Here is a 12,985-nt window from a genome sequence, read left to right as displayed (position 1 = left end):
CGAACGATCGGGGACAGGCCCTTTCAGCCCATGGCGTCGGCGGCCTGCGGGCCGTGAGCGAGTCGGCTCACCTGGATGTCGTTGCAGTACGGGACGGTCCCGGTCCGCACTACGTAGCTCGCCGAGATCCATGCCTGCCTGTCACGCAACAAGTACCAATCATTGTTGCCGGCGATGGTCTGCGCACGGACCTTGCATCGCAGACCCACTTGATCCTGGTACTCGAGGAAGTCCACCGCCGACGAGTCGGTGCTGGGGTACTGCCGCTCGTTCAAACCACTCTGGCTGGTCACCGTGGCATAGGGCTGCACGGGAGCAGTGACCTGAGCAGGAGCAGCAGCGCTGAGCAGCGGAGTACCGAGCACGACGACTGCGGCAGCACCCGTGCCCGCTGCGAAGCGCCGAGCGCGCCTCTCCAAGATCTTCAACATGACCATCCCTCTCGCTCATTTCCTGACTCCGGATCACATCGGATCACTCCTTGAGGCACACGCCCCGCACCTTGTGCTGCGGCAGCGCGTTGATCCCCCCGAAAAGACGATCGGGCCCGGGCCACCCGCTTCAAGATCGTGGTCGGGCTCCGAGCCGTGCAGGTTTCGGCGCCGGGCGGCTGACCAGCACGCAGGCGTGGTCACCGGGCCCCGCGATTCTTGAGAACCTGCGCCAGGTGTTCCCGGACACCGAAGGCGACCTGGAGGGCGAGTACGGGGACCCGCGGGGTCGGTGAACTGACCGGATTCCCACAGACGGTTGTCGTACTTCACTGCATGCGCCCCAGGTCGGGCACGCAGCAAGACGCCTTGCCGCCCTCCGGCACCGGGTCCATGCTTGGTGGCATGGGTGACCAGACCGGCCCCGAGCTCATCGCGTCCGTCGAGCGCGCCCTGCGCCTGTTGGAGGCCGTAGGGGCGCACGAGGGAGGTGCCCCCGCGCAGCAGCTGGCCCTGGAGACGGGACTGCCCTTGGCCGGCGTCCACCGGCTGCTGCCCGCACTCGCCCAGGACGGATACGTGACGGAGCTGGACGACGGCGCATTCGTCCTCTCCTGTAGAAGCCACCCGCTGGGCGCTGGGCGTAACGGGCAGGAGCGACCGGAGCGCATCCGCCCTGTCCTGATGTCCCTGCGCGACGATCTTTCGGTCGCTGTCTATCTGACCATTTACGAGCAGGGCGAAATCCGTGTCATGGAAATCGTCGACAGTGCCCAGGCTCCGCGTGTGGACCTCTGGGTGGACTTCCAGGACGCCGGACATGCCACCGCGCTGGGCAAGAGCGTGCTGCGCGAACTGGACGAGGAAGCGCGCGCCGACTACCTCTCCCGGCACTCCCTGACCGAACTCACGCCCCGCACCATCACGCGCAGGGAGGAGCTGATGCGGCAACTCGACTCCTCACTCACAGAGCCGGTCGTCATGGACCGGGAAGAGTACGCCCGCGGTACGACGTGCGTCGCGGTGCCCGTGTACAGCGGCGACCAGGTCGGTTCGCTCGGTATCTCCTTCCGGTCGGACTGGATGTACCGGCCCACCCGGGTCCGGGCGGGGATGCTGACGGCGGCGATGTGCTTGACCAGGAGGCTCTCCCTCCCCGACTGAACCCGGTTCGCCTGCCGCGCCCACGTACCGCGTGCCCCTACTCGTCCGGGGGATTCACGAGCGGTGTGGTGGGCCTCTTGTGTGCCGTCCCACCGCCGGATCGCCCCTGGACACCGGGCCGAAGGACACGGTGCCCTCGGAAAGGCCGTTTTGTCTGCGGCCAGCGCTGTGCCGGGTCGGTATCTCCGCGCTGACCGGCACGCCCCCCTGACGAGTCCCGCACACCTACTCGGGAAGGGGCTGCTCGGCCCAGATGGTCTTGCCTGTGCCGGTATGCCGCATTCCCCAGCGCTCGGTGAGCTGGGCGACCAGCATGAGGCCGCGTCCGCCCTCGTCAAAGATGCGGGCACGGCGCAGGTGGGGTGCGGTGCTGCTGGCGTCGGAGACCTCGCAGATCAGCGTCCTTTCTTTGATCAGCCGCAGCTGAACGGGTGCGGCGGCGTAGCGGATCGCGTTGGTCACCAGCTCGCTGACCACGAGTTCGGTGACGTAGGCCAGGTCGTCCAGCCCCCAGGCGTGGAGTTGGGCGGTCGCCTTGGAGCGGGCCTCGGCCACAAAGGCGGGATCGGCGGGAAGATCCCAGACGGCGACGTGCCCGTCGTCCAGGGCACGGGTACGGGCGATGAGCAGCGCGACATCATCGGCCGGCCGCTCGCCGAGCAGAGCATCGAGTACGCGGTCGCAGGTGGTCTCCAACGACGGAGCCGTGTCGGCGAGGGCCGTGCGCAGAGCGTTCAGGCCGGCGTTGACATCGCGATTCTGCGCCTCGACAAGGCCGTCGGTATAGAGGGTCAGGAGGCTGCCTTCGGGCAGTTCGCGTTCAACCGCCTCGAACGGCAGCCCGCCCAGGCCGAGTGGCGGGCCGGTGGGCAGTTCGAGGAAGTCCACCGTGCCGTCAGGGGTCACCAGAGCGGGCCAGAGGTGGCCGGCGCTGGCGAGTGAGCACTTGCGGGAGATGGGGTCGTACACCGCGTACAGACAGGTGGCCCCGAGTTCCGCGAAGGGCGTCCCGGTTCCGGACTCGGGCCCGGATCCGAGCCGGACGACCAGGTCGTCCAGATGCGCGAGCAGTTCGTCCGGGGCCAGATCGACGTCGGCGAGGGCACGTACTGCGGTGCGAAGGCGCCCCATGGCGGCGGAGGCGTGGATCCCGTGACCGACCACATCGCCGACAACCAGGGCGACGCGGGCGCCGGAGAGCGGGATCACGTCGAACCAGTCACCGCCGACACCGACTTCCGAGTCTGCGGGCAGGTAGCGGCTGGCCACGTCGACAGCGGCCTGCTTGGTAACCCCCTGCGGCAGAAGGCTGTGCTGGAGGGCCAGAGTTGTTGTGTGTTCGCGCGTGTAGCGGCGGGCGTTGTCGAGGCAGACCGCGGCGCGCGCCGCAAGCTCCTTGGCGATCTGCAGGTCTGCCTGCTCGTACGGCCCGGCGGACGGATCCAGGCGGACGAAGAGGACGACGCCGAGGTTGATGCCGCGGCCGCGCAGCGGTACCACCATCAGGGAGTGCGCGCGGTGCCGACTCACCCAGGCGGTCCGGACCGGGTCGTGGGCCAGCCAACGGGTGATCCCGGGCTCGCCGATCCGGTGCACGGTGCCGCGACCGGTGGCCAGACTGCGAGCAACCGGCGAAAACTCCGGGTAGTGGGACAACTCGCCGACCGCGACGACAGCCTTTACATCGGGGCTGGTGGCCACGCGCCGCAGCACCAGAGGACCGTCGTCGAGAACGGGTGGGGGCTCGTCGCCGTGCAGCACGGCGTCGAGAAGATCGACCGAGACGAAGTCCGCGAGGTCGGGCACGGCTACGTCGGCCAGTTCCTGCGCGGTGCGAGCCACGTCCAGGCTGCTGCCGATACGCCTGCTGGCCTCGTCGAGCAGCGCAAGGCGTTCGCGGGCCGCGTACTGCTCGGAGAAGTCGAGAGCTGCCAGCTGCACGCCGTGGACCAGCCCAAGGGAGTCCTTGAGCGGGGTGAAGTGGATGGTCCAGGCGTGGGCTTGGGACTCTCCTGGCACCTTGACGTAGTTCTCGATGTGTTCGGGCTCACCGGTACGCAACACGTGATCGACTGACTGCTCAGGGGCCTGGAAGGCAGGATCGGGCATGTGCTCGGTGATCCGGAGCCCGCGAAGATCCCGCTCCGTGGCGGCGAGCTGCTTGGACATGTGCTCATTGACCCGCAGGAACCGGCCCTCGGTGTCGTAGATCGCCAGGGCAAACGGGGACTGGTCGAACGACCAGCGGAGCAGAGAGTCCGTGTCGCGGTTCTCCTCCCGTACCCGAATGCCCTCCAGCAGCCATCCGGCTCGCCCGTCACCCGTGGGCAGCGGACGCGCCCGCAACCGGCATTCGACCGAGCTGCCGTCCCGGTGGCGGAGTACCACGTGTCCCGTCCAATCTTCCTGCCGATCGAAGCGCTCAAGGACACCAGCGGGGAGGGACGAAGCGAGCAGCGCCGTCGCGAGCCGGCCGACGGCCTCACCGGCGGAATACCCGAGCAGCTGTTCCGCACCTGTGCTCCAGCCGGTCAGCGTTCCATCCGGAGCCGCTACGGCCAGAGCCGCGGCGGGGGTGAGGGAGTCACCTGGCACGCTTGCCGGTGTGTCCATGGGCCGATCATCTCGCCTTCGAGTCCACTGGTGATTCAAGGATCCCTCCGTCCTGCCGCCAGATCGCGTCAAGCGGGATCACACGTGCTTGACGCAGTGAATCGGACTCCGGCGGAACCAGCGAGACAAACGACGGTGACGTTCCGTAACGGTTGTCGGCGATCGACTGCCCGTACCGCGCTGATCAGCCCGAGACCCGCTCCTCACGCTGGATCCTCCCGCCCTCTTCCATCCGCCAGGGCGTCAGGCTGTGGTCAGTAGCGCCGGGAGAGAGGATGGAAGACGATGAGAGGCCTGGTGCGGGGTTCACGGAGTCGGGCACGGCTATGCATTTCGGGAGAAGAGGTGCCTCATGGGTGCCACCGGTGCGTTCCCGGAGGGTCCTGCCTCGGTGGGGGTCGCCCCGGCCGAGCCGGGTGGGCTGCTGGACGTGCTGGGTGTGGCCGCGGTGGTGCTGGACAGCGCGGGACGGATCGCGTTGTGGAGTCCGCAGGCCGAGGAACTGTTCGGCTGGACCGCGGACCAGGCGCTGGGCCGGTTCGCGGCCCCCCTGCTGGTGGCCCCGGAGCACTTCGACCTCGTCCTGCACCTGTTCGCGCAGGTGATGAGCAGTGGTGAAACCTGGGCCGGCGTGTTTCCCGTGCGGCACAAGGACGGCAGTACGCGGCTGGTGGAGTTCCGCAACATGCGGCTGCTGGGCGAGCACGGACAGCCGTACGCCCTGGGTATCGCCACCGATCAGGCCACTTTGCGAGAGGTGGAACGGGATCTGGCGCTGTCGGTGCAGTTGGTGGCCCAGTCCCCGATCGGCCTGGCCGTCTTGGACACCAACCTGCGGTACGTGATGGTCAACCCGGCGCTGGAGGGCCTCAACGGCCTGCCGGCTGCCCAGCACATCGGCCGTGATGTCCATCAGGTCCTGCGGTTCCTGGACGACACCGGGGCCGTCGCGTCGATGATGCGGAAGGTTCTGGACACCGGCAGACCGCTGATCAACCACTTCATCGTGGGCCGGTCACCGACCGATCCGGGCGATGAGATCGCCCGGTCGGTGTCGTACTACCGGCTCGAGAATCCGGCCGGGCGGGTGCTGGGTGTGGCGGCGTCGGTGGTGGACAGCACCGAGCAGCACCGAGCCGGCTTGGAGGCGGCCGCTGCCCGCAAGCGGCTGGCGACCATTGCCCGGGCCTCGGCCATGGTGGGCACCACCTTGGATGTGGAAAAAACCGCCCGGGAGCTGGCCGACATCCTGGTGCCCGAACTGGCCGACCTGGCCGCCGTCGACATCCTCGACGCAGTTCTCGACGACCGGCAACCAGAAACTGTGTCCCCCGGAGCGCCGGCCCTGTTCAGGGCGCTGGCAGTCACCGCCGCCTATCCCACCGACGCCGTCTACGCGGCCGATCAGACCGGGCACATCGCCGCCTACGCCGCCGACCGGCTCATCACCCAGTGTGTGACCACCGGCCGCCCCGTCCTGGTGAATCAGGTGACCGAAGCGGATCTGCAGCACATCGCCGCCGAACCACGGGGAGCCGCTCTCCTGGCCCAGGCCGGCCTGCACGCCTACCTGGCCGTGCCGCTGATAGCCCGCGGGGAAGTGCTGGGCGCCCTGGACCTGTGCCGCGCCCGAAACCCGCTGCCGTTCGACCCAGACGACATCGTCCTGGCCGGTGAGCTGGCCGCCCGCGCTGCGGTGCGCATCGACAACGCGCGCTTGTACCAGAACCAACGCCGCACCGCCCTGACCCTGCAACGCCACCTCATGACCCACCGGCCGCCCCAGCCGACCGGCCTGGACATCGCCTACCGCTATCAGCCCGCCCAGGCCTCCGCGGAGGTCGGCGGTGACTGGTTCGACGCCATCCCCGTGGCGGGCGAAAAGACCGCCCTGGTCATAGGTGACGTGATGGGCAGCGGGATCAACGCTGCCGCGACCATGGGACAGCTCCGCACCGCCGTCCGCACCCTGGCCGAACTCGACCTCGACCCCGCGCAGGTCCTCCTGCACCTCGACCACATCGCCGCCGGCCTTGAGCCCGGCTTCGCCACCTGCATCTACGCCGTCTACGACCCGCACCGCATGCACTGCGTGATCGCCCTCGCCGGCCACATACCGCCCGTCCTGACCCGACTCGGCCGGCCGCCCGAACTTGTCGACCTGCCCACCGGCACTCCCCTCGGCGTCGGCATCGCCGCGTTCGAACAGACCACCCTGCAGCTCGATACCGGCGACCAGTTGCTGCTCTACACCGACGGCCTCGTCGAAACCCGCGACCAACCCATCGACACCCGCCTGAACACCCTCCTCGACCTCCTCGCCGAGCCGCAACCGACACTCGAAGCCACCTGCGACCACCTCCTGGGTGCGCTGCGCCATCCGCATGACCACGACGACGTCGCCCTCCTCATCTGCCGCATAAACGGCCACCGACCGTGACCACCGGCGCATGCCCATCCGCGCCTGGCCACAGGGAGGGAGACTGCGGGGTGAGGGGCATCGTCAAGCAGCCCCTGCTTCGCCTCACCCCGTCCCCTCCCTCTGGCCCGCGGGGGCATGAAAGGGCGTTCCGCAGGTGTGGTCGTGGCCGATGGGGGCACCTGTGGGCCATGACTGCAGAGGTGGATCGTCAGGAGCGGCGACGGCGGGTGTGGGGAGCCACGCTGCTGCGGGCGCTCGTCCTGGTGGCGACTTTCCTGGCACTGGTCGCCTTCTCCATGGCATTGGCGAAGGTGACGCTCACCCCCTCAAAGGCATCGGAGGACCTGGTCCGGGCCAACCTCCGGCCCGGAAGGTCGTTGCGACAGTACGCCGAGGACTACACATTCCTCGCGGCCTGCAAGCAGGCCGGCGGAAACCTCCTGCTGGGCGTCCCGTTCGGCATCCTGCTGCCGATTCTCGTGCCGCGCCGGCTTCGGATGCTGCGCATGGTGATACTGACGGTGACGGTGATGGTGGTGATCGAACTCGTCCAGGGCGCCCTGGTCGCCGGGCGCGCGTTCGACATCGACGACGCGATCCTCAACACGAGCGGTGCACTGCTCGGATATCTGCTGGTGGGGCGGTGGGCCAGCCATCGCTATCACGTGCTGGCGGAGGGGACGACGAGAGCGGAGGCGGCTCCGGAGCCGAAGGCCAAGCGGAAGTTTGCGCCGAAGTCCGGGCCAAGGTCCAAGACCAAGTCCAAGCTGGCGTCCAAGCTGATGACCAAGCCCAAGCCCAAGCCGTCATCCAAGACCAAGGCCACTCCTGTATCCAAGGCCAAGTCCAAAGTGAAACCGAAGTCCAAGTCCCGGAGCAAGGCCGCGACCCGCCGTAGCGCGTCCGGGCTGGTTGCCTCCGGACGCGCCCTGTTAGGCCGACTTCTGACCCGGGACCGGTGACTTGTGAGCCGGGTTCGGGCGGGGGAGCGCCCGGACCCGGTCGTCACGGTTCCTGCAGCGCCGAGTAGGCGTTCGTCATGAGCTCCTGGAATCGGGCGGAGAACCACTGTCCGGAGAGAGGCGTCTGGGAGCGCGCCGGACACGCTGTTCCAGTTGCGGGCGTTGCCTGAAGGTCGGGTCACACACCCGGTCGACTCGCTTGTCCTTCGGGATCGCTCGGCTGGAGCCGTCGTCCGACTCGACCGGCGGCTTCATCCGGACGAAGGCATCGCTTCCGGTCTCCGGGTCGACCTGTGGCCTTCACTATGGAAGTGGGCGCCGTTGCGCCTATGAGTACCTGCTTGCGGCCGAGCGGCTGTGCGGCTCGTGGGTACGGGCCGGAGCGGAGGTGTGCGGCCATGTCCAGCGGAGACGTGCTCATGCGAATCGATGACGGCGGGCGGGTGATCGACTGGTCTCCTTCGGCCGGCGAGGTGTTCGGATGGTCTGCGGAGGAGGCCGTGGGCCGGTCCGTCGGTGCTCTCGTGCACGAGAACGGTGCCACTGAGAACTGGCTCCGGTCCCCCTCCGACGGTCCGGGCTCGGTAGTGGTGACGCCGGTACTGACTGGCTCGTCGGTGACGTGGGAGGTGCGAGCCGGCGTGGACGCCGGTTCACATGAGGATCTGGCGATCCTGCGGGCCATGATCACTCACTTGCCGCTGCACCTGCATGCCCTGGACGACCGACTGCGCATCGTCCGCGTGAACGCGGCGATGCGCGGGATGTACGCCTCCTCGGTCGGCTCTCTGCCGGGCCAAGTGTTCACCGAGGCCTACCGGCTTGCTGCCCCTGAGGAAGAAGCGGCAGTGGCACGCAGAGTCATGGAAGGCGGGGAGCCGGTGTTCGACCGCATCGTGCGATCCGTGCAGGGGCCCGCCGGCAGCAATCGGAGAACCTATTCCCTCTCCTACGTGCGCCTGGAGAGCGAAAGCGGTGGGGTCCTGGGCCTGGTTGCCTCCGTCATGGATGTCACCGACCGTGAGCGCGACCTCCAGCGCCTGAAGATCCTGGAAGCGGTCCGTCGACAGGTGGGCGAGCGGTTGGAGGTCATGGCCGTCTGCCAGGAATTGACGAAAGCGGTGGTGCCGGCGTTCTCGGGGATCGCGGTGGTCGAGGTCATCGAGGACGTGATCCGCGGTGAGGACCCGCCGCTGGCCCCGGTCGACCCGGGAGTACCCCTGCGGCGCACTGCTTTTCGGGGGCTGATGTCGGCCTACCCTGTGGGCGAGGTGCGGAACCTGCCGTACGGCACCCCTTTCTCGCGCGTACTGGCTGACCTGCGCCCGCGGGTCGTCCCGGTGGAGGAAGACAGCTTGTGGCTCGCGGCTGATCCTGCTCGGGCGGAGGCCATCAAACGCTCCGGTGTCCACTCCCTGATCGTCGCTCCACTGGCCTTGCGGGGCCAGGCCTTGGGCGTGGTGAGCTTTTATCGGCACGGGGCGGAGGACCCTTTCGAGGAAGAGGACCTCGCGCTGACGTCCGACGTGTGCGCCCACGCCGCGCTGTGCATTGAGAACGCCCGTCGCTACACGCGAGAGCGGACCGTCGCAGCGACCATGAAGCGCAGGCTGCTGCCGCAGCGACCGGCGACGCCGTCTACGGTGGAGGTCTCCCACCTGCACCTTCCCGGACGAGGAGGCGGGGGCGCGTGGTTCGATGTGATCGAGCTGGCGGGGGCGCGGACAGCATTGGTCCTCGGTGACGTCGTCGGGCTCGGTGTGGCCACCGCCACCACGATGGGGCAATTGCGGATGGTCGTCCAGTCCCTGGCCGCTTTGGACCTGGAACCGGACGAACTGATGGCGCGGCTGAGTGACACTGCCGCACGCCTGGCCGCCGAACGCGCGGCGCTCCCGGTCGGTGACCCCTTGCACCGCGAGCCGCTCACCGCCGGCTGCCTGATCGCGGTGTACGACTCGGTCGAACACCAGTGCACCATTGTGCGCGCGGGCCTGCCGGAGCCCTACGTGGTCTTTCCCGACGGCAGCTCGACCACCCTCTCCGTCCCTGCGGGCCCAGTACTGGCCGGCACCGACCAGGCCCCGTTCCCAGCCACCACGGTCGCCCTACCCGCAGGAAGCACCCTGGCAGTCGGCAACGAAGACGTCCTCCGGGCGTCCACGCACTTGCGTTCCCTGTTGGACCAAGGAGCTGCTCAGCCGTTGGACGAGCTCTGCGATGCGCTCGCCTACGCGATGAGGGACCGCTACGAGACGGAGAAGCTGGTGCTGCTGGCACGCGCCAAAGCGCTCCCCGCGGAGCAGGTCCTCACCCTGCCCTTGCCGGCCGACCCCGAAGCCGCACCCCGTGCGCGCGCCGCCGCTCGCCGACAGCTCGCGGCATGGAAGATTGACGAAGACAGCACTTTCACCACCGAGCTCATCGTCAGCGAGCTCGTCGGCAATGCGGTCCGCTACGGCGCCCCACCACTTCGACTGCGTCTGATTCTGGACGGGATGCTCACATGCGAGGTCAGCGACGCTGTGAGCAGCGCTCCGCACCTCAAGCACGCCCGAACCATCGACGAGACGGGACGAGGGCTGTTCATCGTCGCCACTGTCGCCGAAAACTGGGGCACCCACTACGAAGCGCAGGGGAAGACCGTCTGGGCGCAGCAGCTCACCGGCGCTGCTTAGTGCGCAGCACACTCGCAGCTCACTCGGGTACGCGACGAGACGCCTCCGGCACAGCGACCCGGTCGTCACGCCCACGATTTCCTTGTGCACGGCGCGACCAGGGGCTTACTGGTGCTGCGGGTTCGGTAGAGGCCCGGGCCGGACCAACCGGCAAGACGCGCTGCACCAGATCGCCAACGACTTCCTCGAAGGGCTGGGGCGGCACGGAGGATTGTGCCCCTGGAACACGCCGGTCACCTGCTCAACAGGTCCGGGGCGTCCGCCTCTTGAGATCCACCGTCCGAAACACGCCAGTTGGCCTGGGCCCACTGGAAGGATTTCGTCCATGACCGACAGCGCCCCCGGCCAGAAGGCCTGCGAACTGCTCGCCCAAGCATCCCGGCACCCGGTCGCCAGTCCCCAGCGCAACGCCCTGGTGGCGGAGGCAGCTGTGTGGGCACAGCTGGAGCACGCAGCCACCATGGACAAGCACGCAGCCGTAGTGGTCGATATCGAGTCCGCCCTGGCCTCCCTTGTCGACTCCGTTCAGCAACTCCGCAGCGAGGTCGGCGGTCTGACCGAACGCGTGAAGCTCAGCCAGAAATGAGCGAGCGCGCGCCGGTGCACGCTCCACGGCGACATCAAGTAGTGATGGCGCTGCCGTTTCTGTGGGCCGCCCGCGCACTCGCCAAGATCCGCCTCGACGGCTCCACGCAGACCCGATTCGCCGACTTCTGCCGAGGCGACACCCAAGCAGTCGGCGGGACTGGCACCGGACGGGACACCGGCCTCGTGCCCCGTCCGCCGGCTGCAGCTGACTTCGCGGCCTTCAGACCGCGGCCTGACCAGCCGAACCCGAGCACGCTGGTCGGCCCGCCAGACGTCTGCTCGCGGGCTGATCAACCGACCAGTTGCAACGACCCCGCGAACCGGCGCCGGCCCGTCCGGGCAATCTCCGTCAGGCTCCTTCGGCCGCGGTTGCGGCCAGTGCGTGACCGGCGCCCGCGGGTGCGGGCCCACTGTGCCGAGACCGGTGGGACAGCCAAGCGGCGACCAGGGCACCCGAGATGTTGTGCCACACGGAGAACACCGCTACCGGTAGGGTGGCCAGCGGGCTGAAGTGGGCGGTCGCCAGCGAGGCGGCCAGCCCCGAGTTCTGCATGCCGACCTCGAAAGCCATGGCGCGGCTGGCGGGTCGGCCGAGTCCGGTGGCCTCGCCCACGCCGTAGCCGAGAGCGAGTCCGAAGCCGTTGTGCAGCACGACGGCGATCAGCACACTGACGGCGGCCGATTTGATCGCACTGGCACATCGGTAGCGTCACCCGTCTACGACAGGACGGGGCTCCTCGGGTGACTACTGGCGGCACACCGAAGCGGCGCCCCCAGCCGGGAGGATTTGGACAGCAGCCAGTTCATGCGAGACAGAGACAACTGGCCACCGGTGATCCTTGGCGTTGATCCGAAGTCGGCAGATCTGGGCTACCCGTGGTGGCTCCGTCGGTGGTCTCTCACGTTTCGGAAGAACGTCCTTACGTCGTCGACCAGCAGGTCCGGCTGTTCCATGGCCGCGAAGTGCCCGCCGCGGTCGTACTGTGTCCATTGCACGATGTTGTTCGTCCGCTCCGCGATGTGCCGCAGCGGAATGAAGTTGTCCCGCGGGAAGTCGGCGAGCGCGGTCGGCGTCGTCGAGGGCTCAGGTGGTGTGCCCCAGTAGTCGGCATGCGCGCGCTCGTAGTAGATGCGGGCGGACGAGCCTGCTGTGCCGGTCAGCCAGTACAACATCACGTTGGTGAGCATCTGGTCGCGGTCGACGGCGTCTTCGGGGCGGTTGTGGGAGTCGGTCCACTCCTTGAACTTCTCTGCGATCCATGCCAGCTGGCCCACTGGTGAGTCGGTGAGACCGTAGGCCAGGGTCTGCGGCCGGGTGGACTGGATGTCGGCGTAGCCCTGGCGGTCACGGCTCCATTCCTGCATGCGTTGCCAGGAGTCCAGCGTGCGCTCGCGCTCGGCCGGGCCCAGCGCGTCCAGGTCGTCCGCACTGGGGTCCTGCGTCGCGGCTGAGTTCGGCAGCAGGTTCAGGTGCACGCCGATGACCTGGTCGGGCCGTGTCCGGCCGAGCTCCCGGGAAATGGCTGCTCCCCAGTCACCTCCTTGCACCCCGTACCGTTCGTATCCGAGGCTCTCCATCAGCTCGGCGAACGCGGCGGCGACCCGCTTGAACTCCCAGCCCCGGTCCCTCGTGGGCCCGGACAGCCCGAATCCGGGAATACTCGGCAGCACCAGGTGGAATGCGTCGGCAGGGTCGCCGCCGTGGGCTCGCGGGTCGGTGAGCGGTCCGGCGACCTGGGTGAACTCGACGATCGAGCCCGGCCAGCCGTGCGTCATGACCAGCGGGGTCGCATCAGGTTCGGGCGACCGGATGTGGGCGAAGTGGATATTCGCCCCGTCGATCGTGGTGGTGAACTGCGGCCACTGGTTCAACCGGGCTTCCGCGGCACGCCAGTCGTACTCGTGCCGCCAGTACCTCACGAGTTCCTTGAGGTAATCCCGCGGAATGCCGTATGCCCAGCCCACTCCGGGCAGTTCGTCCGGCCAGCGGGTACGGTCGAGACGCTCGTGGAGATCGTCCAACTCGTCTTGATGGATGTCGATACGGAACGGGTGGATGCTCTCGTCAGCCAACGTCGTCATGCCTGCACATGCTATGTACTGGCGCCCGGGCTCCCTCTGCAAGCC

The 12,985-nt window shown here is 68.3% G+C and carries 8 protein-coding genes and 2 pseudogenes; 5 read left to right on the top strand and 5 right to left on the bottom strand.

Translation table 11 applies throughout. The features are described 5' to 3' along the window. Positions 1 to 23 precede the first annotated feature (23 nt). Complete coding sequence (locus ACWCP8_RS20190; RefSeq protein ID WP_451117240.1) at positions 24 to 431, bottom strand: SH3 domain-containing protein; 408 nt, start codon at positions 429 to 431, stop codon at positions 24 to 26. Between the two features lie 405 nt (positions 432 to 836). Here ACWCP8_RS20190 and ACWCP8_RS20185 point away from each other — a divergent pair, with 405 nt between their 5' ends. Continuing rightward, positions 837 to 1,595: an IclR family transcriptional regulator gene (locus tag ACWCP8_RS20185; protein WP_352267990.1), complete on the top strand. Its 759-nt coding sequence runs from the start codon at positions 837 to 839 to the stop codon at positions 1,593 to 1,595. Positions 1,596 to 1,820: 225 nt separating this feature from the next. Here ACWCP8_RS20185 and ACWCP8_RS20180 read toward each other — a convergent pair whose 3' ends face one another. Continuing rightward, a complete protein-coding gene (locus ACWCP8_RS20180) occupies positions 1,821 to 4,208 on the bottom strand; it encodes a SpoIIE family protein phosphatase (protein WP_451117238.1) in 2,388 nt (795 codons plus the stop codon). Between the two features lie 352 nt (positions 4,209 to 4,560). On the opposite strand from ACWCP8_RS20180, the gene ACWCP8_RS20175 reads away from it, so the two are divergent. Then, positions 4,561 to 6,648 (top strand): SpoIIE family protein phosphatase, encoded by a 2,088-nt coding sequence (locus ACWCP8_RS20175; RefSeq protein WP_352267988.1) that lies wholly within the window; start codon positions 4,561 to 4,563, stop codon positions 6,646 to 6,648. Between the two features lie 170 nt (positions 6,649 to 6,818). Continuing rightward, positions 6,819 to 7,592, top strand: coding sequence for a VanZ family protein (locus ACWCP8_RS20170; RefSeq protein WP_352267987.1), 774 nt, complete (start codon positions 6,819 to 6,821; stop codon positions 7,590 to 7,592). A 43-nt stretch (positions 7,593 to 7,635) separates the two neighbouring features. On the opposite strand, the pseudogene ACWCP8_RS20165 reads toward ACWCP8_RS20170, so the two are convergent. Next, positions 7,636 to 7,892, bottom strand: a pseudogene (locus ACWCP8_RS20165) (hypothetical protein); the annotation flags it as partial. Between the two features lie 98 nt (positions 7,893 to 7,990). On the opposite strand from ACWCP8_RS20165, the gene ACWCP8_RS20160 reads away from it, so the two are divergent. Both ACWCP8_RS20160 and ACWCP8_RS20155 read left to right on the top strand, forming a co-directional pair. Further along, positions 7,991 to 10,270 (top strand): SpoIIE family protein phosphatase, encoded by a 2,280-nt coding sequence (locus tag ACWCP8_RS20160; RefSeq protein ID WP_352267985.1) that lies wholly within the window; start codon positions 7,991 to 7,993, stop codon positions 10,268 to 10,270. A 325-nt stretch (positions 10,271 to 10,595) separates the two neighbouring features. Then, a complete protein-coding gene (locus ACWCP8_RS20155; protein WP_352267983.1) occupies positions 10,596 to 10,856 on the top strand; it encodes a hypothetical protein in 261 nt (86 codons plus the stop codon). 351 nt (positions 10,857 to 11,207) lie between these two features. On the opposite strand, the pseudogene ACWCP8_RS20150 reads toward ACWCP8_RS20155, so the two are convergent. Both ACWCP8_RS20150 and ACWCP8_RS20145 read right to left on the bottom strand, forming a co-directional pair. Next, positions 11,208 to 11,555: pseudogene (locus tag ACWCP8_RS20150) on the bottom strand (bile acid:sodium symporter family protein); the annotation flags it as partial. Between the two features lie 173 nt (positions 11,556 to 11,728). After that, the gene (locus ACWCP8_RS20145; RefSeq protein ID WP_352267982.1) at positions 11,729 to 12,940 is read right to left on the bottom strand and encodes an epoxide hydrolase family protein; all 1,212 of its coding nucleotides are present in this window, start codon (positions 12,938 to 12,940) and stop codon (positions 11,729 to 11,731) included. Positions 12,941 to 12,985: the final 45 nt, after the last annotated feature.

The organism is Streptomyces sp. NPDC002206, from assembly GCF_053593595.1.
The sequence above is the reverse complement of the archived record's forward strand: the minus strand, read 5'-3'. Positions and strand labels throughout refer to the sequence as shown.